The 22,705-nt window shown below is 54.1% G+C and carries 23 protein-coding genes; 22 read left to right on the top strand and 1 reads right to left on the bottom strand.

Annotated features, from left to right (window positions below; translation table 11 throughout):
- Positions 1-28 precede the first annotated feature (28 nt).
- From JOD01_RS05615 to JOD01_RS05720, 22 genes are all read left to right on the top strand, one after another.
- Positions 29-430: an acyl carrier protein gene (locus tag JOD01_RS05615; RefSeq protein ID WP_204517283.1), complete on the top strand. Its 402-nt coding sequence runs from the start codon at positions 29-31 to the stop codon at positions 428-430.
- A gap of 7 nt (positions 431-437) precedes the next feature.
- Positions 438-818: a holo-ACP synthase gene (acpS, locus tag JOD01_RS05620; RefSeq protein WP_204517284.1), complete on the top strand. Its 381-nt coding sequence runs from the start codon at positions 438-440 to the stop codon at positions 816-818.
- 5 nt (positions 819-823) lie between these two features.
- Positions 824-1,276, top strand: coding sequence for a hotdog family protein (locus JOD01_RS05625; RefSeq protein WP_204517285.1), 453 nt, complete (start codon positions 824-826; stop codon positions 1,274-1,276).
- Positions 1,273-2,538 carry a beta-ketoacyl-[acyl-carrier-protein] synthase family protein gene (locus JOD01_RS05630; RefSeq protein WP_204517286.1) on the top strand — a complete coding sequence of 422 codons (1,266 nt, stop codon included), beginning with the start codon at positions 1,273-1,275 and terminating at the stop codon, positions 2,536-2,538. The genes JOD01_RS05625 and JOD01_RS05630 overlap by 4 nt, the downstream gene beginning before the upstream one ends.
- Entirely contained in the window at positions 2,535-2,990 is a 456-nt protein-coding gene (locus JOD01_RS05635; protein ID WP_204517287.1) for an ApeI family dehydratase, read from the top strand. Before JOD01_RS05630 ends, JOD01_RS05635 begins: the two co-directional genes overlap by 4 nt.
- Positions 2,987-4,267 (top strand): beta-ketoacyl-[acyl-carrier-protein] synthase family protein, encoded by a 1,281-nt coding sequence (locus tag JOD01_RS05640; RefSeq protein WP_204517288.1) that lies wholly within the window; start codon positions 2,987-2,989, stop codon positions 4,265-4,267. Before JOD01_RS05635 ends, JOD01_RS05640 begins: the two co-directional genes overlap by 4 nt.
- 18 nt (positions 4,268-4,285) lie before the next feature.
- Positions 4,286-6,730 carry a beta-ketoacyl-[acyl-carrier-protein] synthase family protein gene (locus JOD01_RS05645; protein WP_204517289.1) on the top strand — a complete coding sequence of 815 codons (2,445 nt, stop codon included), beginning with the start codon at positions 4,286-4,288 and terminating at the stop codon, positions 6,728-6,730.
- Positions 6,731-6,744: 14 nt separating this feature from the next.
- Positions 6,745-7,821: a 3-oxoacyl-ACP synthase III family protein gene (locus JOD01_RS05650; RefSeq protein ID WP_204517290.1), complete on the top strand. Its 1,077-nt coding sequence runs from the start codon at positions 6,745-6,747 to the stop codon at positions 7,819-7,821.
- Positions 7,802-9,304: a phytoene desaturase family protein gene (locus JOD01_RS05655; protein ID WP_204517291.1), complete on the top strand. Its 1,503-nt coding sequence runs from the start codon at positions 7,802-7,804 to the stop codon at positions 9,302-9,304. Before JOD01_RS05650 ends, JOD01_RS05655 begins: the two co-directional genes overlap by 20 nt.
- Positions 9,305-9,322: 18 nt before the next feature.
- Positions 9,323-10,120: an acetyl-CoA carboxylase, carboxyltransferase subunit beta gene (gene accD / locus JOD01_RS05660; protein ID WP_204517292.1), complete on the top strand. Its 798-nt coding sequence runs from the start codon at positions 9,323-9,325 to the stop codon at positions 10,118-10,120.
- Positions 10,113-11,108 (top strand): acetyl-CoA carboxylase carboxyltransferase subunit alpha, encoded by a 996-nt coding sequence (locus JOD01_RS05665; RefSeq protein ID WP_275581927.1) that lies wholly within the window; start codon positions 10,113-10,115, stop codon positions 11,106-11,108. Before accD ends, JOD01_RS05665 begins: the two co-directional genes overlap by 8 nt.
- Before the next feature lie 45 nt (positions 11,109-11,153).
- Positions 11,154-11,660 (top strand): acetyl-CoA carboxylase biotin carboxyl carrier protein, encoded by a 507-nt coding sequence (gene accB, locus JOD01_RS05670; RefSeq protein WP_204517551.1) that lies wholly within the window; start codon positions 11,154-11,156, stop codon positions 11,658-11,660.
- A 30-nt stretch (positions 11,661-11,690) separates the two neighbouring features.
- Positions 11,691-13,037, top strand: coding sequence for an acetyl-CoA carboxylase biotin carboxylase subunit (accC, locus tag JOD01_RS05675; protein WP_204517293.1), 1,347 nt, complete (start codon positions 11,691-11,693; stop codon positions 13,035-13,037).
- Positions 13,038-13,192: 155 nt separating this feature from the next.
- Positions 13,193-14,032, top strand: coding sequence for an archaetidylserine decarboxylase (gene asd / locus JOD01_RS05680; protein ID WP_204517294.1), 840 nt, complete (start codon positions 13,193-13,195; stop codon positions 14,030-14,032).
- A gap of 133 nt (positions 14,033-14,165) precedes the next feature.
- Complete coding sequence (gatC, locus tag JOD01_RS05685; RefSeq protein WP_204517295.1) at positions 14,166-14,456, top strand: Asp-tRNA(Asn)/Glu-tRNA(Gln) amidotransferase subunit GatC; 291 nt, start codon at positions 14,166-14,168, stop codon at positions 14,454-14,456.
- Positions 14,457-14,482: 26 nt separating this feature from the next.
- Entirely contained in the window at positions 14,483-15,952 is a 1,470-nt protein-coding gene (gene gatA / locus JOD01_RS05690) for an Asp-tRNA(Asn)/Glu-tRNA(Gln) amidotransferase subunit GatA (protein ID WP_204517296.1), read from the top strand.
- 5 nt (positions 15,953-15,957) lie between these two features.
- Positions 15,958-17,391 carry an Asp-tRNA(Asn)/Glu-tRNA(Gln) amidotransferase subunit GatB gene (gatB, locus tag JOD01_RS05695; protein WP_204517297.1) on the top strand — a complete coding sequence of 478 codons (1,434 nt, stop codon included), beginning with the start codon at positions 15,958-15,960 and terminating at the stop codon, positions 17,389-17,391.
- Between the two features lie 141 nt (positions 17,392-17,532).
- Complete coding sequence (locus tag JOD01_RS05700; RefSeq protein WP_204517298.1) at positions 17,533-18,216, top strand: MOSC domain-containing protein; 684 nt, start codon at positions 17,533-17,535, stop codon at positions 18,214-18,216.
- A 56-nt stretch (positions 18,217-18,272) separates the two neighbouring features.
- Positions 18,273-18,623 carry a hypothetical protein gene (locus tag JOD01_RS05705; RefSeq protein WP_204517299.1) on the top strand — a complete coding sequence of 117 codons (351 nt, stop codon included), beginning with the start codon at positions 18,273-18,275 and terminating at the stop codon, positions 18,621-18,623.
- A 147-nt stretch (positions 18,624-18,770) separates the two neighbouring features.
- On the top strand, positions 18,771-19,538 hold the full coding sequence (locus tag JOD01_RS19960; protein ID WP_204517300.1) for a CbiX/SirB N-terminal domain-containing protein: 768 nt from the start codon (positions 18,771-18,773) through the stop codon (positions 19,536-19,538).
- A 174-nt stretch (positions 19,539-19,712) separates the two neighbouring features.
- On the top strand, positions 19,713-20,444 hold the full coding sequence (locus JOD01_RS05715; protein ID WP_204517301.1) for an ABC transporter ATP-binding protein: 732 nt from the start codon (positions 19,713-19,715) through the stop codon (positions 20,442-20,444).
- On the top strand, positions 20,441-21,625 hold the full coding sequence (locus tag JOD01_RS05720) for an ABC transporter permease (protein WP_204517302.1): 1,185 nt from the start codon (positions 20,441-20,443) through the stop codon (positions 21,623-21,625). Before JOD01_RS05715 ends, JOD01_RS05720 begins: the two co-directional genes overlap by 4 nt.
- Before the next feature lie 56 nt (positions 21,626-21,681).
- Here JOD01_RS05720 and JOD01_RS05725 read toward each other — a convergent pair whose 3' ends face one another.
- Positions 21,682-22,647: an ROK family glucokinase gene (locus tag JOD01_RS05725; RefSeq protein ID WP_204517303.1), complete on the bottom strand. Its 966-nt coding sequence runs from the start codon at positions 22,645-22,647 to the stop codon at positions 21,682-21,684.
- Between the last annotated feature and the right edge of the window lie 58 nt (positions 22,648-22,705).

Below are 22,705 nucleotides of genomic sequence, written 5' to 3' on the forward strand. Positions count from 1 at the left end.
ACCATAAACCAAATAGGAGGGGTTCGAAATGACACAAGAACAAGTGTATGAGTTGATTAAAGGAGCATTGGTGGAGGCGATCGGGGTCGACGAAGAAGAGATTGGTCCGGAGAAAACGCTGCTGGGTGATTTGGGCGCAGAGTCTTTGGATTTGCTTGACGTGCTGTTCCGGATCAGCCGCAAAACAGGCGTAAAAGTAACGATGGATGACATCACCGCGATGATTCAGGGAGAGGTTCCCGATGAAGATTTTGAAACTGCGGACGGTTTGCTGTCCGATAAAGGGCTGGAACAGTTGAAAAGAAGCTTGCCGCAAATTGATGTGGAGAGCTTGCGCGGCAAATTTGAAGCAGACCGTGTCTTGACACTGTTTACGGTCGACAATTTGACCAATCTCGTGGTCCAAAGCATTTCGGTTAAAGCGTCCTAAAACGGTTATGGAGATCAAGATCGGAATCGATCTGGCTTTTGTGGCCAAAATCAAAAAACTGGCGGAATCCAGCCCGGAATTTTTGGAAGAAGTCTTTACCGAAACAGAGCGAAGCTATTGCCTGGGAAAAAAGCGTTGTTTTGAACATTTGGCGGCCAGATTTGCCGCCAAGGAAGCTTTTTTCAAAGCGATTGGCACAGGGATCGGGGGCGGAATCGGCTGGAAAGAGATCGAAGTGCGAAATCACTTTCGAACCGGCAGACCCTACCTGAACCTTGCCGGCAAGGCGGAGGAGATGCTTGCCAGCCGGCAAATTGTCTCCGTCGACTTGTCGCTGTCCCATACGGAAGAGCTGGCGATAGCCCAAGTAGCGCTACTTTTGGAGTGAGGAACATGCGCTTTTTAATGGTGGATCGGATTGAGGAAATTGTGCCCGCAAAGGAAATAAAGGCCAGCAAGCTCATTACCGGAGACGACCCGTTCGCCTGCGATCCGGTATCGGGTGAGCCTGGGCTATGGGAAGGAATCGCGGTGGAAGCCTTGTGCCAGGCCGGCGCGTGGCTGATCATGCATTCAACCGAATTTCGGCAGCGCGCTGTTCTGTTGGGCGCAGAGCAAATCGTCATCCACGGCAGGGCGGTGCCGGGCGATGTTTTGCAGCTGCATGGGGAGCTGCATTCGCTTGACGGACAGTCTGCTGTATTTTCGGGAAAAGGGTATGTCAATGGTGCTTGTATGCTGGAACTACATTATATGATGTGTGCGTTGATCCCGGTTGAAGAGTTGGAAGCAACCGAGGATGTCAAGCGTACGTTTCGTTTGTTAAGGCGGGAGATAAGCGGATGAAACAGCGGGTGGTCGTAACAGGACTGGGAGCGGTAACGCCGGTGGGCCACAATGTGGCCGCAACGTGGGATCAGCTGCTGTCCGGTCAATCGGGTGTTGGCAAGATTGATCTGTTTGATACGGAGCATTTTGATACAAAAATCGCGGCGCAAGTGAAGGAGTTTACGCTGGAGGCAGAACTCGGCAAACGGCAGAAAAGGTACCTGCACCGCTCGTTGCAGTTCGGCATTCAAGCGTTTCAAGAGGCGGTTGCGGACGCCGGACTTCTGGCTGCGCCGCTTCCCTCGGAGGAGATCGGGCTGGCGATCGGCTGCGGGCTGGTTTATCCCAATTTGGCGGAAATGAAACAGATTTTTGACGGTTACTTTGCGGAAGGGCAGTCCCTGTCCTACATGAGTCCAAACGAGATCATGCGCCGCAATCTGACGACAGGCATTTCGCTGATGGCGGAAATGATTGAGGCGACCGGTCCGATGATCTCGCTGACAACAGCATGCGCTTCCAGCGCCCATGCCATTGGCGAGGCTTTCCGCCGCGTGCAATGCAAGGAAGCAACCGCGATGATCGCTGGCGGCTATGACTCAATGATTAATTATATCGATTTGATCGGGTTTGGCATGTTAGGCGCGCTGTCGACAAGAAATGACGACCCGGCCGCGGCTTCCCGACCGTTTAGCCGCGACCGTGACGGGTTTGTTATTGGCGAAGGGGCAGCGATGCTTGTGTTGGAAAGCCTGGAATCGGCCTTGAACCGTGGCGCTCCCATCTATGGAGAAGTTGTCGGGTATTCGTCCACGATGAATGCTTACCGCATTACCGATTCTCCACCGGATGGGGGATCATGCATCACGGCGATGAAAAATGCGCTGAACGATGCCGGGCTGGAGCCGGAGATGATCGATTACATCGCCGCCCACGGCACGGGAACGCCTTATAACGACTTTAGCGAGACCAATGCGATTAAAGCAGCGTTTGGCGAACATGCCGATGCTCTGTCGATCAGTTCGATCAAATCGATGATCGGGCATCTCACCAGTGCGGCGGGAGCGATCAACTTGCTGGTCACGTTGCTGGCGATTCGCGATCAAGCGATTCCGCCGACGATCAATCTGCTTCACCCTGACTCAAAGCTTGATTTGGACTATGTGCCAAATGAAAGCAGAAGAAAGGAAGTCCGCGCCGCTTTGGTCAATGCTTTTGCTTTTGGAGGGACCAACGCATGTATCGCGGTGCGGAAATGGCAGGAAGGGGATCGGACATGAACTGGGGTTTGATCGATAAAGTGGTCGAATGGTCGGCGGGAAAGGAAGCTGCCGCTCTGCAAAATATCGGCATGACCAGTCCCATTTTGGATACACACTTTCCGTTGAAGCCGATCTGGCCGGGCGTCTTGACGATGTCAGCGGTAATTCGGCTGGCCGCGGGCGTGCTGGAATCCGCCGAGGGCTTTGCGCGGAAAGTTGAACTGAGCCAGATCGCCAACGTGAAATGGCGGAAATATATTAGTCCCGGCGATCAATTGCGAATTGATGTGCAAGTCTTGTCGCTGGATGAGGCCGGGGCGGTGGTCAAAGGGAAGGTGTCGGTCGGAAACAGGCCGGTCGCCACCTTCGGCGAAATGACGTTCCGCTTTGTGGAAGGCGGGCAAGCAAATCGGGACCGGACGAAAATGTTTTGGCAAAAACGGGGATATGCAGGGGGAGGCGAAGCATGAGGCGCGTGGTAGTCACGGGGTTAGGGACGCTTACTTCACTGGGGCATGAGGTGGAAGAAGTGTGGAAAAAGGTGCTGTCCGGACAAAGCGGAATTGGCCGTATTTCCTCGATGGAGGCGGAGAAATACCACACGGTGCTTGCCGGTGAAATTCGCGATTTTGACCCCAAACAATATATCGCTTCAGGAAAAAACCGGCAGCTGATGGCGCGCGGCGACCAGTTGTGCTTTGCCGCGTCGCTCAAAGCATATCGCGATGCCGGGTTGGAGCAGAGTGAAATTTGCAAGGAGCGTTTTGCTTTATATGTGGGCGGCAACAAGGAAATGGATACTTTGCCGCAAGAGTTTGTGGAAACGGTATGGCAAGCGGAAGGCGAAGGCGGCGTCAGCGAACCTGCGTTTGCGCTGGCGGCGAAACAAATTTTGCCGCCGCTGTTTTTCGTCAAAGGTTTGCCATCGGCGGTTTTGTTTTATTTATCGGCCCATTTTTCCATCCAAGGGCCGAACACGTATTTCGTCGGCACATCCAATGCCAGCGCTGTGGCGATCGGCTCGGCCTTCCGCGCCATCCGTTACGGCGAAGCCGATGTGGCGCTGGCCGGGGGCTTTGCCGATCCGCTGACCTGGTGGAATTACATGAAAATGGACGCGCTCGGTGTCTTGAATCGCAAACCATCTGAAGACCCGACCAAGGCCTACATGCCGTTTGATGTGAGACGAAACGGGACGATCATTGCCGAAGGGGCAACCATGTTCGTCCTGGAAGAACTGGAACGGGCCAAGGCCAGGGGAGCGAATATTTATGCCGAAGTGGTCGGATTCGGAAGCGGCTATGATCGGGGAAGTCTGGTAAAACCTTCGCCTGAAGGCACGGGCTTGCAAATTGCGGTCAAAAAGGCATTAACAGAAAGCGGCATCCAGCCGGAGCAAGTCGGATATGTCTGCGCGCATGGAAGCGGTACGCGCTGGGGGGATGAATCCGAGGCGCGCGCGATTGAACAGCTGTTTGGCCGGGAAGGAAAAGTGGCAGTCAGTACGGTAAAGCCAACCACCGGTCACATGGTCTCCAATGCCGGAGCGTTTAACGCGCTGGCATCCGTGCTGGCGCTGCGCGATCAAACCTTGCCATTTACGCTGAACTGCCAAACCCCGGATCCAAGCTGGTCGGTAGATTTTGTCACACACGAACCGCGCAAGGCCAAGGTCGAAACGGTCTTGTCGCTGGCCCGCGGGCTGGAAGGGCAGGATACGGCCCTCCTGTTTTCAAAGTTTGGATAAAAGGGTGAATACAGAAGAATGAAAAATTCGGCTCGTGCAAAAGTGGTGGTAACAGGCTTGGGAGCCGTCACGGCTCTCGGCGAAAACGTCGAAACATTGTGGACAGCGGTAAAAGCGGGGACTCATGGAATTTATCCGGTCGAGTCGCTCGATATGTCCGGCTATATGACCCGGATTGCCGGAGAGGTCAAAGGGAAGCTGTCAGACGTGGCCCATGCCCATGTTCGCCAGACGATGGACCGGGCAATTTTATTTGCGACCAAAGCGGCGGAGGAAGCGCTGGCGGATGCCGGCTTGCGTTCCGAACAACTGCCGGAGCGGACCGGCTGCATCATGGGAACATGCCTGGGCGGGATGAACAGCGGTGAAAAATGGTTTCGGGACCAGCTGCAAACAGAACAAGCCGAGCAAGAGCTTACGCTGGAATGGCGGTTCAACAGCATCGCTGAATCTTTGGCGAGCCACTTTGAACTGAAAGGGCCGATTTTCACCATTTCGACCGCGTGTGCCGCAGGCGGCAATGCGATCGGGTTTGCCGCTGATCTTATTCGCCAGGGAAAAGCGGACGTAATGCTGGTTGGCGGAGCGGATGCTTTGGCACACATGGGCGTGGCTGGCTTTCACGCTTTGCAATCGCTGGCCGCGGAGCCATGCCGTCCCTATTCCAAAGATCGGACCGGACTGTCGTTGGGCGAGGGGGCCGGCGTGCTTGTATTTGAAAGTGAGGAACGAGCGCGAAAACGACAGGCGAAAATTTACGCCGAAGTGCTCGGATTTGGTCTGTCGGCGGATGGATACCACCCGACTGCGCCCAAACCGGATGGGGAAGGAGCAGGCCGAGCGATCGGGATGGCGCTTGAACAAAGCGGGGTTGCCCCGGAAGAAATCGGCTACATCAACGGGCATGGGACAGGAACAGTGAAAAACGACAGCGCGGAAACGCAGGCGATCAAACGGGTATTTGGACCGGCGGCTGACCAACTGAAGGTAAGCAGCACCAAGTCGATGATTGGTCATTTGCTGGGGGCAGCGGGGGCTGTGGAAGGAATTGTGACGGTATTGGCGCTGTATGAACAAGTCATTCCGCCTACGGCCAATTACCAGCAGCCTGATCCGGAGTGCGACCTTGATTATGTGCCCAATCACGCGCTGTATGCTCCTGAGCTCAAATTGGCCATGTCCAATAACTTCGCGTTCGGCGGCAATAACTGCTCCGTTCTTTTCGCGCGCTATCAGGAAAATCTGTCTCCGGCAACGCACTTTGCCGATGAGCGCGTTTTGATCACCGGCATCAGCCAATTGAGTCTCGCAGGTCCCGATTTGGACGCATTTTGGCAAGCGGCGGTGGAGGGCCGGAATTTGTTCAGCCGGCTGGAAGGCGAAGCGGGAGAAGCGTTGACTGTGGGGAAAGTGCAAGAGTTTCAAATCGAATCGTACATTTCCAGGCGCGATGCCAGAAAAATGGACGAATTCGAAAAGCGGGTCGTTTCCGCAGCGATCTCGGCGCTTGCCGATGCCGGCATTGAAGTGGATGAGGAAAATGGCCAACGAGTCGGCATCATTGTCGGAACCGCCAATGGTACGGTGGAGAGCTTGGTTCATTTCTATGCCCCGCTGTTGGCTGAGGGGGCCCAAGGAGCCAATCCCGTACATTTTCCCAATATGGTGTTTAACCAGGCAAGCGGGTTGGCCGCCACGCATACGAAAGCGGTCGGCATCAACACAACGATTGTGGATGGGCACGCCTCCTTGTCGGCAGCGATGTGTACCGCTTTTGAACATTTGAAAAAAGGCGATGCCGAGAAGATCGTCGTGATCGGCGCCGATGTGATCACACCGGAAGTCGTTCGAGCGTATCGTCAGAACGGCGTATTGGCTGAAACGCTCTCGCTTTACCAGCAAAATTCTTCCGGTTTTGTGCTGAGTGAGGGAGCGGTCGCCTTGGTTTTGGAACGGGAAACGGCGGCAGCAGAGCGGGGCGCGCGCGTCTACGGCGAGATGAGCGGATATGGGAAAACGTATGACGGCAAACGGTTTGCCAAAGTCGACCCGACTGGGGAAGGATTGAAACGGGCCATGCAGCAGGCGTTGCAGCAGGCAAAGCTGACAGAAACGGACATCGATGCCGTGTTTGCCGCGGCAAACGGGCTGCGCCCGATCGACACAATGGAGGCGCGGGCTTACCAAAAAACGTTTGGTCCAAAACAGCATTTGCCGTACATTGCGTCGCTTAAAGCGGTATTTGGCGAAGCGCAAGGGGTAGCGGACGGCTTCCAGATCATCGGTTCCTTGCTGTCACTTCAAAAAGGCGTGCTGCCCCGGGCACATGGCGCCCAGCCCGCCGCTCGCCTGAAACTGGTCAGCCAAACAACGGAATTGAAGCAGATGAAACATGTGCTGGTCAACAGCTGTTCCTTGACCGGCTCCAATGTAAGTCTGGTTCTGTCGAAATACGAAACGTGAAGGAGGAACGGAACATGAGATATGTCAATGTGTTGAGTTGTGCCTCCTATTTGCCGGGGGAGCCTATTACCAATGAGGATTTGGCCGAACTGATCGGCCCGTTGGCGTCAGACTTGCTGGACGATGCCAGCATGGATCGACGGCATTGGTTAATCGATCGGTGGACGGGAGAAATCAAGGAGACGAACAGCGAGATGTCGGCAAAAGCGGCGAGACGCGCTTTGGAGAAGGCCGATCTGGCTCCCGAAGATGTTGATTTGCTGGTGTTGTCTACTTGCAGCCCCGATTATCTGTTGCCCGCTTCCGTCACGCTGGTACAGGAGTTGCTTGGCTTGCGCCGGGCAGCAACCGTGCAAGTCTGCTCCGGATGCGCCGGGGCGATTCAGGCCATGGATATCGCCAACATGTATTTGAGCAGCGGACAGTACAAGACGGCTGTGGTCATCGGGACAGAAGTGATCTCCCCGGTCTTGTATAACGTTTATCGGGAGCGGGACAAGGAAGCGATTCGCTTGCGGGATGCCTTTTCCGTTTATTCGTTTGGCGACGGTTCCGCTGCCTTGGTGCTGCAGGCGGATGAGCATCCCAATGGAGCGATCATCGGACGCAGCAGCATTGCTTGTGTAGGCGGGGACAAAAAAGTGGGAATGCACGTTCCGTTGGGCGGCACTGCGATTCCGCTGACGCACCAGGCGCTGGATGAGCGGCTGTTTACCTTGAAAGTCGATTTTAAAGGTTCTGTGCAGCATACCCCTTATGTGTTAAAAGAGGGATTGCTCGATACGTTGCAAGCGGCCGGGGTCAAGGCAAAAGATATTGATCTTTGCATCATCCCGGAGGGCAATGCCGGTTATTTGCGCAACGACCTGGAGAAAACCGGATGTTTGACAGAGGAATGGCTGGACTTGGAACATTGCGTTTACGATAATCTTCGCTATGTTGCCAATACCGGTTCCCCTGCCGTTTTTCTGGCATTTGAGCAGGCGATTCGGGAAGGAAAGGTAAAGGCGGGGGATCGGGTGATGTTTCTGGCGATTGAAACGAGCAAATGGCTGTTTGGAGGGCTTGTCTTTGAATGGCACGGGAATTAATGCAGACCACTATGACGTGATCGTTATCGGTGCGGGGCTGGCGGGATTGACCGCAGGCGCGTTGTTGGCGCAAACGGGGCACAAGGTGCTTGTGCTCGAGCAGCACTATGTTGTCGGCGGCTGTGCCAGCACGTTTCGGCGAGGCCGGTTCCTGTTTGATGCGGCGGTTCATTTGATCGGCGGCTGCGAACCGGGCGGAGAGATCTACGCGATTTTTGAACAGCTGGGTTTGCTGGAGCAGCTGGAGTTTGTGGAAGTTGACCCGATGTACCATCTGCGCCTTGGCGGGCAAACGTACGAAATTCCTGCCAACCTTGATCGTTTGCAAGCAAAGATGAGCGTCTGGTTCCCGGAAGATCGGGAAGCGATCGCTGAAGTAATCAAGGAAATCAAAGAGCTGGGAGCAGCGATCCTGCAAGCGAATTACCAGCAGGACGAGCGAATCTTGGAGCGTCTGCTGGAATTGAAAGATGTGCCGTTTTCCGCCTATTTGCACAATCGGTTTGCCCATCCGCACACCGCGCTTGTAATCAGCTCGCTGCATCCTTACGTTGGCGTCAATATGAATGAATGTTCGACGCCTTATTTGATGAGCACGATGATGTCATACAACGGCGGGGCGTATTATCCGCGGGGCAGCTCGCAACGGTTGGCCGATGTGTTAAAAGACTATATTGTTGCGCACGGCGGTTCCGTCCGTCTGCGTCGCAAGGTGGAACAAATCCTTTGCGATGGGGAACGCGTCTACGGCGTCATTGACCACAAAGGAACCCGTCACTTAGCCCCCCGGATTATTTCCAATGCCGACCTGCTGAAAACGATGCGCGATCTGCTGGGAGAGCAATATTTGCCGGACTCTTACCGGAAAAACTTGCGCAAGTTGACCCGCTCCCATTCGGCTGTCTTGCTGTACGCCGCAGTGCAGCGAAGCGAACAAGATGATTTCCCCCACGAACTGTTTCTGTTTCCGGATAGAGAACTGGATGACGACCAAAAATATTTATACAACCCGTTGGACCGCGACACCGATCCGTGGATTTCCGTCTGCTGTCCGACGGCGGTGGAGCCGGCTTTGGCCCCCGAAGGCTATGCGATCCTTTCTTTCATGTCCTTGTGCGATGCGGAGGCGATGGAAAAGATCAGGGAAGAGAAAGGCAAGGAATTTATTTGCGAACACTACATGGGGTTGCTCGAACAAAAGTTTCCGCGATTGCGTGAGAAAATCGTCCAATTTGAGTTTGCCACACCGCGAACGATTGAGCGATTTACGCTGAACAGCCAGGGAGCCATCTATGGCTGGCTGAAAGGCAAACAGCAGCGCTGGCTGGCGGAGATGGGCCCGCGAACACCGGTGAAAGGATTGTATCTGGCCGGCCATTGGACGCGGAGTACTCATGGTGTTTACGGCGTATGCAAGTCAGGCCGCCTCACAGCGGAAAGCCTGATCGAGATGAGCGAATCGCAACCGGTAAAAAATGGGTAGTAAAGGTGGAGAATACGGATGAAACCAGGAAGAGATCAGGGGATCTACTGTCCGGATTGTGATGGCAGGGTTGATCGGGAGAAGCTTTATCACGATTGGAAAATGTGCCCGTTTTGTCAATATCATTTCCCTTTAACCGCCGATGAGCGTCTGGCGCTTACTTTGGATCGGGACAGTTTTCGTCCGATTGCGGAAGGACTGCTCACGGAAGATTGCCTGCAATTTCCCGAATACTTGGACAAAATTGAACAAGATCGGCGCAAGACCAACTTGCAAGAAGCCGTGCTGGCCGGAGTCGGGAACATCGGGGGACACGAGGTGGTGATGGCGGCGATGGACACGCGCTTCCGCATGGGGAGCATGGGATCGGTTGTAGGCGAAACGATTGTCCGGGCGATCCGTTACGCACATGACACGAGACTGCCGCTGATCGTGTTTTCCGCTTCAGGCGGGGCGAGGATGCAGGAAGGCATCTTTTCACTGATGCAAATGGGCAGAACCGCAATGGAACTGGGCAAGTTTCATCGTGCTGGAGGATTGTACATATCGGTACTGACGCATCCGACAACGGGAGGGGTTACTGCCAGTTTTGCCGCATTGGGCGATATCATTATCGCCGAGCCGCGCGCTTTGATCGGTTTTGCCGGTCCGCGAGTGATCCAACAAACGATTCGCCAGCAATTGCCCGAAGGATTTCAACGCGCGGAGTTTTTGCAAGACAAAGGCTTTCTCGATTTGATCGTGTCGAGGCCGGCATTACGGGAAACATTGCTCAAGCTGCTGAATTTTCACAAAGGGGTGAGGGCGATTGGCTAAAGCTTTGGATCTGGAAGAATTGACCCGTTTGTATGAACTGATGATGACGATTGAGCACCGTATGAAGGAGATCGGCGAGGATTTCTCCTATGAGAAGCAAGTGTTGGAAAACAGACTGGAGCATCTCAGAAAGCCGTTGCTGGGTGAACTGAGCCCGTGGGAGAAGGTGATGATCGCGCGCCATCAAAAAAGGCCCACGGCGCTCGATCTGATCCCGCACCTGTTTGACGATTATACGGAAATGCACGGCGATCGTTACTTTGGCGATGATCCGGCAATCAGCGGCGGAATCGCCTGGTTTGGCGACGAGCCCGTAACGGTGATCGCTCAGCAGAAGGGACGAAATACAAAGGAAAACATTAAGCGCAACTTTGGCATGCCGAACCCCGAAGGATACCGCAAATCTTTGCGTTTGATGAAACAGGCGGAGAAGTTCGGCCGCACCGTCATTTGCTTTGTCGATACACCGGGCGCCTACCCGGGGGTAGGGGCGGAGGAAAGAGGGCAAGCGTTTGCGATCGCCAACAATTTGCTGGAGATGTCGTGGCTGCGCGTTCCGATCATTACGATTGTGATCGGCGAAGGCGGAAGCGGCGGCGCGCTGGCACTGGGCATCGGCGACCGGGTCTATATGCTTGAGCATGCGATTTATTCGGTCATTTCGCCGGATGGTGCCGCCGCCCTGCTGTGGAAAGACGCCTCTTTGGCCGAGAAAGCGGCGGAATTGCTGAAAATTACGGCCCAAGATCTGTTTCAGTACCAAATCATTGACGGAATAATTCCGGAGCCGGGAGTCGGGGCACATTTCTCCTTGACCGATACCGCAAAGCAGATTCGCCAACATTTGTCTCTGGCGATTGCGGAATTGCATTCCTGCGAAATCGCTGAATTGATCGAACAACGTTATGAGAAGTTTATGAAGATGGTCCGGTTCACAGAGAGCGAGCAGACGATCGCAAGTTCCGCCAAACCTTCCATCTTGGTATGATCATGCGTTTCGCAAAAATCAGATTCAGGAGTAGGAGAAATGACGATGATAAAAGTCGATGAGTTAAAAGAGATCATCAAAATGTTGGATCAGTCGAGCATCCATGTCGTAGAACTGGAAGACCGGGGCGCGAAAGTCGTGATCCGCAAGGCCGATCGTCAACCGCCTGCCGGAAACGCAGTGCCTGAACAGACAGAACGCTTGCCCGAGACAACGCTGCGGCAGAGTGCCAATGCAAAAATCCCGGCGGAACAGCACAGTCCGCTGCCAAACCCGGCGGCTGAGTCAAAAAGAGCGGACCAACAGGGCAGTCTTCAGCCTATTGCCTCGCCGATGGTGGGCACGTTCTATTCCAAACCGGAACCGAACGAACCGAGTTTTGTCAAGCCAGGCGACAAAGTCAAACCCGATACGATCGTGTGCATCATTGAAGCGATGAAATTATTTAACGAAATTGAAGCGGAAATAACCGGTGAGCTGGTCGAGGTGCTTGTCCGGGACGGCGAGTTGGTTGAGTATGGGCAACCCTTGTTCCTCGTTAAGGCCGAATAGTCAGGTTTGGACCGGAAAAGGGGGGAGTCGATGTTCAGGAAAATATTAATTGCCAATCGTGGAGAGATCGCGGTCAGAGTGATTCGCGCCTGCAAAGAGCTGGGGATTGCCACTGTCGCGGTTTATTCCGAAGCCGATCGCGAAGCGCTCCATGTCAAATTGGCCGACGAAGCGTATTGCATTGGCCCGTATTTGGCCAAAGCGAGCTATCTCAACATCCCGCATATCATTAGTATCGCCGAATATACGCGCGCGGAGGCGATTCATCCGGGATACGGCTTCCTGGCCGAGAATGCCGAGTTTGCCCGAAGCTGTGCCGCACATCGCATCGAGTTTATTGGCCCCCATCCGGAGGCGATTGCCAGGATGGGCGACAAGGCGGTCGCCAGGGAGACGATGAAACAGGCTGGCGTGCCGACGATTCCCGGCACGGCAGGTTTGATCGAAGACCCGCTGGAAGCAGCCCGGACCGCAGCGCAGATCGGGTATCCGGTCTTGATCAAGGCGGCGGCCGGCGGCGGAGGGAAGGGGATGCGGGTAGCGATGAATGCGCAAGAGCTCGACAAAGCCATCCGGCAGGCCCAGAAAGAAGCGGAGATCGCCTTTGGCAATGCGGGCGTATATCTGGAAAAATATTTGGAAGAGCCGAGGCATGTGGAGATCCAGATAATGGCCGATCGTTACGGCAAGGTGGTCTATCTCGGAGAACGGGAGTGTTCGATTCAGCGCAGACACCAGAAATTGCTGGAAGAAGCGCCTTCGCCCGCCATGCATGATCAGCTGCGGCGTCAAATGGGGGAGGCTGCCGTCAAAGCGGCGAAAGCGGTCAACTACAGTGGGGCAGGCACGATCGAGTTTTTGCTGGATAAACATGGCCAATTTTATTTCATGGAAATGAACACACGCATCCAGGTCGAACATCCCGTTACCGAACTTGTTACGGGCATTGACCTGATCAAGGAGCAGATTGCCGTCGCCGCCGGTTATCCGCTTTCCTTTGAGCAAACCGATGTCCGGTTAAACGGCTGGGCGCTCGAATGTCGGATCAATGCCGAAAATCCAGCGCAAAACTTTTTGCCTTCTCCGGGAAAAGTCACCGCTTGCTTGCTGCCCGGCGGATTTGGGGTTCGCGTAGACAGTGCCGTTTATCCTGGCTATGTGATCCCTCCCTACTATGATTCCATGGTGGCCAAAGTGATTGTTTGGGGCAAAGATCGGCAAGAAGCGATCAACCGCATGAAAAGGGCGCTGGAGGAATTTGTCGTTGAGGGGATCGAGACGACGATCCCGTTTCATTTAAAGTTGCTGGATCATCAAGCCTTTCGGAACGGAGCGCTTCATACCAGGTTTTTGGAGATGCATCCGATCGGGTTGTGAGTCGTTTGTTGCGGTACGCGGACAGGGGAACTGGCTTCTGTCCGTTTTTTATTTTGCGGGCAAAGGGCAGCTCCGGGAAAAGTTTGCTCACAGCCGTCGATAATGGTAGAGTAAGGAGAGATGAACAGGGATGGAAAAGCAAGGAGAGGTTTTGTATGAGCAAGAGGTTATTGCGGGGGATCATACATCGTCTGCCGCAAAACGCGATGTCCCGGACGATGGGCAAGATTACCGCATCACGGTTTAGCCGCCTTGCGATCAAACGCTATATTCGACATTATCAGATCGACTTGTCCCAAGTGGAAAAACCGGTTGAGCAGTACCGCACGCTGAAAGAGTTTTTTACGCGCCGTCTGAAACCGGAAGCGCGGACGATTGCTCCGGGCAACGAAGTGATTGTCAGTCCTGTTGACGGAACCGTTTCCCAATTGGGCGACATCGATGGCGGCACACTGATCCAGGCCAAAGGGAAAGAGTATCGGGTGACGGAATTGTTGGGGGAATCTCCCGAACTGGCCGCCCGTTTTGACGGGGGCAAATTCATTACCATTTATTTAAGTCCTCGCGATTACCACCGGATTCACATGCCGATTGACGGCATCTTGAAGAAATATACGTACATGCCCGGACGGCTGTATCCGGTCAATCAGCTCGGAGTGGAACATGTCGACCGTTTGTTTGCCCGCAATGAGCGGCTGGTGACGTTTATCGAAGCGCCGCCGAATCGCCATGTTGCCCTGGTCAAAGTAGGGGCCTTGTTTGTCGGCAGCGTGAAAGTTCTTTACAACACGGCGACGACCAATGTCAAGCGAGGTTGTCCATACAGCGGAGAAATTGCCGGTCAGCCCGCGTATCAAAAAGGGCAGGAACTTGGCTATTTTGAGTTTGGTTCAACAGTGATTTTGCTGTTTGAACGGGAGCAAATCGAGTGGCTGCCTGAGATCCGGGTAGGTGCCGCCCTGTTGATGGGGCAGGCATTGGCAAAATGGACATAGAACGGGATGAAACAAGCATCGCACTTCTGTTGCTTGTTTTCATTTTTCACATAATTCGTCTGCAACCAAATTGACGAACCGAATCGGATTCAAGTAAGATGTAAACGCAAAAACGTACGGAGGTGAATGAACAATGGGTGAGATTACGAGAAAAGAAGTCGAACATGTCGCCGATCTGGCGCGTCTGAAACTGACCGAGGCGGAGGCGGAGCGCTACACCAAAGATTTGAACGCGATTTTGCAATTTGCTGCCAAATTGAACGAATTGGATACGTCGAACATTCAGCCAACCAGTCACGCCACCGACGTGAAAAATGTGATGCGCGAAGATGCCAACCGTCCGTCTCTTCCCCGGGAAGAAGCTTTGCGCAATGCGGCCGACCATGAAGACGGCCAATTTAAAGTGCCCGCTGTATTTGAGTAGAACAATGGCGGAAAGGAGGAACTATCTTGTCTTTATTTGATCAACGATTATCAGAAGTACATAGTCAATTGAGAAAGCGTGAATTGTCTGTCACCGATCTGGTTGAGGCCAGTCTGCAACAGATCAAAGACGTGGACGGCGCGATTAAAGCGGTGCTCCATGTGGATGAGGAAGCCGCTCTTCAGCAGGCCAAAGCATTGGACGAGCGTCTGGCCAAAGAGGAAGAAATGGGATTGCTCTACGGCCTGACCGCAGGTTTGAAAGACAATATCGTCACCAAAGGATTGCGGACGACCGCGGCCAGCAAATTGCTCGGCAATTACGATCCAGTCTACGACGCGACCGTCAGCCAAAAGCTGAAAGATGCCAATGCCGTGGTGGTGGCGAAACTGAACATGGACGAGTTCGCCATGGGCGGTTCCAATGAGAATTCCGGATTTTTCCCTACCCGCAACCCTTGGAACACCGAGTACGTGCCGGGCGGTTCCAGCGGCGGTTCGGCGGCGGCGATGGCGGCGCGCCAATTTTTCTTTACCCTCGGTTCGGATACGGGCGGTTCTATCCGTCAGCCGGCTGCTTTTTGCGGGGTTGTCGGCTTGAAACCGACCTACGGACGCGTTTCCCGCTACGGTTTGATCGCGTTTGCCTCTTCGCTGGACCAAATCGGGCCGATTACCAAAAATGTCGAAGATGCTGCCTATGTGCTGCAGGCGATCGCCGGCTACGATCCGTACGATTCTACGTCTGCCGATGTGGAAGTGCCGGATTACTTGTCCGCCCTGACCGGTGAGGTAAAAGGGCTGCGCATCGGCGTACCGAAAGAATTAATCGGCGAAGGCATTGACCCGGAAGTGCGGGAAAGCGTGCTGGCCGCACTGAAACAACTGGAAAGCATGGGCGCAACCTGGAGCGAGGTATCGATGCCGCATACCGAATATGCGGTGCCGACTTATTATTTGCTGGCTTCTTCCGAGGCGTCTTCCAATCTGGCTCGCTTTGATGGTGTCCGCTATGGCGTGCGCGCCGAAAATGCCGACAACCTGATCGAGCTGTATAAGGAAACCCGCAGCCAGGGCTTTGGCTCCGAGGTCAAACGGCGGATTATGCTGGGAACCTATGCCTTGTCGTCCGGTTATTACGACGCGTATTACAAAAAAGCGCAACAGGTAAGAACGCTGATCATCCAAGATTTCCAAAATGTATTTGCCGACTTTGACCTGATCCTGCATCCGACCACACCGACGACCGCCTTTAAACTGGGCGAGAAAGTCGATGATCCGGTGAAAATGTATCTCGAAGATATTTGCACGATTCCGGTCAATCTGGCTGGTTTGCCGGCGATCAGCATTCCTTGCGGCTTTGCCTCCAACGGTCTGCCGATCGGGATGCAACTGGTCGGAAAAGCATTTGATGAAGCGACGATTCTTCGGGTCGCACACGCCTATGAGCAGGCGACAAGCCATCATCAGCGCAAGCCTGAACTGGTGAGGGGGTAAACAAAATGAGCCAGTTTGAAACGGTTATCGGTCTGGAAGTCCATGCCGAACTATCGACTAACAGTAAAATCTTTTGCGGTTGCCGCACGGAGTTTGGCGCGGCGCCAAATACCCATACCTGTCCGATTTGCCTTGGACATCCGGGGGTTTTGCCGGTCGTCAACAAACAAGCGGTGGAATTCGCGATCAAAGCGGCGTTGGCGCTCAATTGCGAGATTTCCCTGGAAACGAAGTTTGACCGGAAAAACTACTTTTATCCTGATCTGCCGAAAGCGTATCAGATCTCGCAATATGATCAGCCGATCGGAAAAAACGGCTGGATCGACATCGAAGTGAATGGGGAGAAAAAACGGATCGGCATCAACCGGCTCCATCTGGAAGAAGATGCCGGAAAGCTGACCCACTCCGAATACGGCGGCGGGACATTGGTTGACTACAACCGTGTCGGTGTGCCGCTGGTGGAAATCGTCTCCGAACCGGATCTGCGTTCGCCGGAAGAAGCGAAAGCGTATCTGGAAAAGCTGAAAGCGATTCTGCAGTATACCGGGGTGTCCGACGTTCGGATGGAACAGGGCTCGCTGCGCTGTGACGCCAACGTCTCGATCCGTCCGGTTGGCCAAACGGAATTGGGCACGAAAACAGAATTGAAAAACATGAACTCGTTCCGCAATGTTCAGGTCGGACTGGAATATGAAGTACAGCGTCAGCAGGAAGTGGTCTTGGCTGGCGGCAAAGTGACCCAAGAAACGCGTCGCTGGGACGAAGCCAACAAAAAAACTGTGGTTATGCGCTCGAAGGAAGAAGCGCACGATTATCGTTACTTTCCGGACCCGGATCTGGTGCGGATGCAAATCTCCGAGGACTGGATCGCGTCCATTCGCGCCAGCATTCCGGAGCTGCCGGATGCCCGTCAGGCCCGTTACATGAATGAGTACGGTCTGTCCGGTACGGATGCCGGCGTCATTACGATGACCAAGGAATCCGCCGATTTTTACGATGAAGCGGTCAAGACAGGCGCCGATCCGAAAGCAGTCGCCAACTGGCTGATGGTCGATCTGTTCGGCTATTTGAATGCCAACAATCTGGAACTGTCCGAAGTGAAAATTACGCCACAAGGTTTGGGCGAAATGATCAAGCTGATTGAAAAAGGGACAATCTCCAGCAAAATCGCCAAAACCGTTTTCAAGGAAATGGTTGAGACTGGAAAGGACCCGGGCAAAATCGTTGAGGAACAAGGGCTCGTGCAAATCAGCGACGAAGGTGCCTTGAAACAGATCGTCATCGATGCGATCGCCGCCAATCCGCAAGCGGTTGAGGACTACAAGGCCGGTAACGATCGGGCGGTCGGCTTCTTTGTCGGTCAAGTGATGAAACAGACAAAAGGCAAAGCCAACCCGGCGATGGTCAACAAACTGATCATGGAACAACTAAACAAATAAGCTTTTCTGGGAAAAGAGCTGTTCCGCAAAGCGGTGATTCACTGCTTGCCGGACAGCTTTTTTTTCTGCCGCAAACCTGGCGTAGTCACTTTTGCCGGATAATGGTAGGATAGGGAAAAGAGTACCGCAGGAGGGAACCGTATGAACGGAGCGGAGGGCAAAGTTGTCTCATTAAATATCGGGAAGCCGAAAATGTTTGTTTATCAGGGAAAGGAACTGGAAACGGGCATTTTCAAGGAGCCGGTCGCACAACGTCTGTATTTGACCAAATTAAACTTCACCGGCGACGGGCAAGCTGATCTGATCAACCACGGGGGAAGCGACAAGGCGGTATGTGTCTACAGCCATGAGCACTATCCGTATTGGGAACAGGCATTGCAGCGGCCGCTGTCGGTTGCCGCCTTTGGGGAGAATCTGACAGTCAGCGGATTGCTCGAGCAGGATGTCTGCATCGGCGATCTGTATCAATTGGGCGAGGCGGTGGTTCAGGTCAGTCAACCGCGCCAGCCCTGCCACAAGCTGGCAAAACGCTATGATGTGCGCGATATGCCGCTCCGTCTGCAAAATACCGGCTATACCGGCTTTTATTTTCGTGTGATCGAAGAAGGCTGGGTCGCTCCCGACGAGTCGATTGTGCTGCTCAAACGCCACCCGATGCAAGTGACCGTCGCGCAAGCCAATCATTATATGCATCAGGACAAACATAATTTGCCGGAAATCAGGCGTATATTGGAGATAGCGGAGCTTTCACAGAGCTGGCGGCACACGTTTACAAGACGATTGTCAGGAGAAGCGACCGACAGCCAAAAACGGCTGCAAGGATAATCCAATTGAAGTGACAGCTTCCGTTTTTGTATAATCAGGGAAAGGGTGGTTTGCCGATGAAAATCCTTTCGGCAGCGGGGGAAACGATCCCGCCGGGGAAGCTCGGTTCACCGCAAGACAGCTTTACGCGTTCGATTGCGACTTACGAGAGGGGAGGGCAAATCCGCACGCTGACCGTGACTTACCCGCTTTATTTTGAAAAATTGCTGGCGGAGCAGGGGATCTATGATCAGCAAAGCGACGGAGTGCCCGTGAACCAGATTACCGCCGTTTTGGTACTCGAACAACACCCGGATTTTTCGGAAAGCCGTTTTTATTTGAGCGATGCAGCTGTGTTTCTTCAGTTGTTTTCCGGCTTTTCTCTTGCAGATTGGAAAAACAGACATGCCGAACTTGTATTCACATAGCCCATAGGGTAGACAGGTACCTGCGCTGGATTTGCGGTCAGCCGGTACCTGTTCTGTTTCTCCACAAATTCGCCATATGATTTCTTATTTAGAAACGTTATAATCTAGAGTAACAAGGGAAGTACTAGGCTAAGGGAGGATACCGTCGTGAAAAAAAGTGGAGTACTTATCATTGGTCATGGTTCCAGCAGTTCGTCCTGGGTACAACTCGTGGACGAAGCTGTCAGTCAAATTCAGGTACCTGTGCCGGTTGTCGCCTCCTTTTTGGAAATGGTCGAAGGCCGCTTGATTGAAGACGGTATTCGCGCTTTGGAGAAGCAGGGAGTAAACCAGATTATTGCCGTGCCGCTGTTTGTGGCTTCCGGCAGTACACATATTGATGAAATTGGCGGTTTGCTCGGCGTGCGCGATTCGGCAGGACTGGACGAAGAGATTGTCCCGATCGAGACCGAAGCGGAAATCATCTTTTGCCCGCCGATGGACGATCATCCGTTGATCGTCGAGATTTTGCTGGAGCGTGCCCGCGAGTTGGTCAAACAGCCGGAAAAAGAGACTCTTCTTCTGGTCGGCCACGGAGCCGATGAAGGGGAGAACCATGCGAAGTGGGAGGCCGTCTTGCAGCGTCTGGCGGTAAAATTGCGGCAAGAGCTGGGCTTAAAGGCGGCTACATACGGAACGCTGCATCCGGATAATTTGACGAGAAGAGCCAGCGCAATCGCTCGCAAAAACCGGATGATCGTCCTGCCCTTGTTTTTGAGCGAGGGCTATTTTACGAAAACGGTCGTGCCTTCCCGCCTGCAAGGATTGTCTTATCTGTATAATGGAAAAGCTTATTTGCCCCATCCTGCCGTAACCCGCTGGCTGCAGACGACGATCGAAGAACAGCTGGCCAACAGCAGTTTGCAGACCGTATAAGCGGGAATAGTGACGCGTCGACCAAGATTATATCAGTAAAAAAACGAGCGCACAGCAAAACGCTTCCGTTGCATAGGAACAACGGAGGCGTTTTGTACGTTTTGCTTCCAGCAGATCTTTTGTACCGGAACATGCCCTGGCAACGTATGGTTGAAGCAGGAAAGGAGGAAACGAATGATTGAGTTGGACTCTGTAACAAAACGGTTTGAGCGATTGACCGCGGTCGAGCGGGTCAGCTTGCAGATCCAATCCGGCGAAGTGCTCGGTTTGCTCGGGGAAAACGGCGCCGGGAAAACGACCTTGATGCGGATGATGGCGACGATCTTGACACCGACAGAGGGGGAGATCGTCATCAATGGTTTTTCCGTCCGCCATCAACAGGTCGAGGTGCGGCGCCAAATCGGCATTTTGTTTGGCGGTGAGATCGGCTTGTATAACAGACTGACGGCCCGCGAAAATATCGCTTATTTCGGACAGCTCTACGGGATAGCCCCGGACAGACTGGCGCGGAGAATCGAAGAATTGAGCGAAATGCTGGAAATGCAGGATTATCTCGACCGGCGTGTCGGCGGGTTTTCCCGCGGCATGAAGCAAAAGGTGGCGATTGCCCGCGTGCTTGTCCACGATCCGCAAATTGTGCTGCTTGATGAGCCGACTACCGGACTGGATGTCGGCGCCGCGAGCATCTTTCGCGCGCTCATCCGGCAAATGAAGGCAGCCGGGAAAACGATCCTGTTCTCCAGCCACCATATGGGGGAGATCGAGAAGCTGTGCGATCGGGTGGCGATCATGCATTGCGGACGTCTGTGCTATGAAGGGACGTTGCCGCGATTGCGGGCCATGTACGGTTTTACCGATCTCGATGAACTGTTTCTGCAAGTGCTGGAGAAGGAGGGAGAGCGGTGAACGCCTCATTGATCTGGCTTATCTTCCGCAAAGAATTGACCGATCTGTTTCGCGACCGGAAAACGGTCATTGGCGCTTTCGTAATCCCGATAGCGGTCATCCCGGCGATCTTTTTCTTGGTGAGCGTGAGTATGAGCGGAGTGGAGGAAGATGCCCGCGCCAACGTCTCCTTGGTGATCCTGGGCGATGTCGAACAGCCGCTTGGACAGCGTCTGTTGCAGACGGAAGGCGTCAAACGGCTGCAGCCGGACGATCCGTTGGCCAGTCTGCATGAGGGGGAAGTCCGCGCGATCGTCACCATTCCGGACGATCTGGAACGTCATCTCCGGCAAAACGGCTCGGAGCAAATCCGCGTGCGATACGACGCCGCCAACGACAAGTCTGTTTATGCCTATGATTTAATCCAGCGGGTGATCGCCGATTACGAACAGGAAGTCGTCGCCGAACGGCTGCAGGCAGCCGGGCTGGAGCCGTCCGTTATTCATCCGCTTGAACTGGTGGAAGAAAGTGTGGCGAGCGAGGCGAAAATGACCGGCAAGCTGTTGTCCGGAATCGTTCCGCTGATGCTGATCCTCTCGCTTGCCACGGGAGGCATTGCCGCCGCTACCGATCTGGTGGCGGGGGAAAAAGAGCGCGGAACAATGGAAGCCTTGATCAGCGCCCCAGTACCGGCTGGCAGTATCCTGACCGCCAAGCTGCTGACCGTGATGGTGATGAGCGGGATAAGTTCAGTGGCGGCCTTGGTCAGCTCTTCTTTAATTATCCAGGTGGGGCCGTTTTCCGCTAATGATGGCGGTTTTGCCCTCGGCTTTTTGGGGATCGGGTCCATTTTGCTGCTTGTCCTGATCCTGCTGCTTCTGGCGGCGATGTTTGCCGGGCTGGAGCTGGCGATCAGCACGTGGGCCAAAACGTTTAAAGAAGCGCAAACTTATATGACGCCGGTGTTGTTCGCGGCGATGGTCCCTTCGTATATGATGCTGCCGTTGGTTCCGGCGGACATTCCGCTTCTCTATTATGTTTTGCCGATTTTTAACGGCTCCGCGCTGTGCAAGGAAATTTTCTTCGGCGAGGTGCAACCGTTACACGTCGTATGCACATTGCTCTCATCGCTCGTCTACGTGGCCGCTGTCATCTGGCTGGCCGCTGCTCTGTTCCGCCGCGAAAAACTGCTGATCCACTGAGCAGGCAAAAAACCGGAGCCATGGACTTCCTGTGGCTCCGGTAAAGTTTTGCTTTGTTACAGTTGCGAACGAACGAGCCAGCCGGCCCCGATCACGCCGGCATCATTGCCCAATGTGGCCGGGAGGATTTGGCACGATTCCGCGACGAAGGGAAATGCCACATAACGGCGAAAGTGCTGGCGAATCCGTGAAAATAAAAACTCGCCTGCCAGCGATACGCCGCCGCCAATGACGATCTTGCCCGGATTGAGCAGATTGGCCAGATGGGAACAGGCCAACCCGAGGTAAAATGCCGCCTGATCGACGATGGCAATCGAGGTCTCATCTCCTGCCATCGCGGCGTCAAAGATGTCTTTCGCCCGCAGCTGGCCGTTTTTTTGCAGCAAGTCGGCCAACGGTTTGCTTTTTCCAGCCTCGGCCGCCAGTGTTCCCTCGCGGATGATAGCGGTTGCAGAAGCGTAGTTTTCAAGACAGCCTGTTTTTCCGCAGTTGCATTGCGGTCCGCCGGTCGGCTCCATCGTCATGTGACCGATTTCCCCGCCGACGCCATTGACGCCGTGGATGATTTTCCCGTTGGCAATGATGCCGCCGCCGACACCGGTGCCCAATGTCAGCACGACCAGATCTTTCGTTCCCTGGCCGGCGCCTCGCCACATCTCGCCCAAAGCGGCCGCATTGGCGTCATTTTCCACGAATACCGGAACATGGGCCAACTTTTCCAGTTTTTCTTTCAAACGTGTATTTTTCCAGCCGAGATTGACCGCCTGCTGAACTATGCCCGTTTCCGCATCGATGGGACCCGGAACTCCAATCCCGATCCCGGCCAGGCTGGCTTTGTCGGTCTGGGTTTCCTGAAGGAGTTTATCTACCAGGTTATTGATCTTTTCAATTACGCCGTCTTCCCCTTGCGCGACAGGCGTTGGCTGCTGGAATTGATGCAGGATTTCCCCAGCGGGGGACAAAAGCGCCATCTTGATCGCTGTACCGCCAACATCAACTCCGACAATAGCTGAAACTTCCACTGTTTTTAACCCCCTACTTATCCGGGTATTTTTCTTTATCTTACCATGTAACGGGCCG

The sequence above is a fragment of the Brevibacillus fulvus genome, assembly GCF_016908525.1.
GTDB lineage: Bacteria > Bacillota > Bacilli > Brevibacillales > Brevibacillaceae > Brevibacillus_G > Brevibacillus_G fulvus.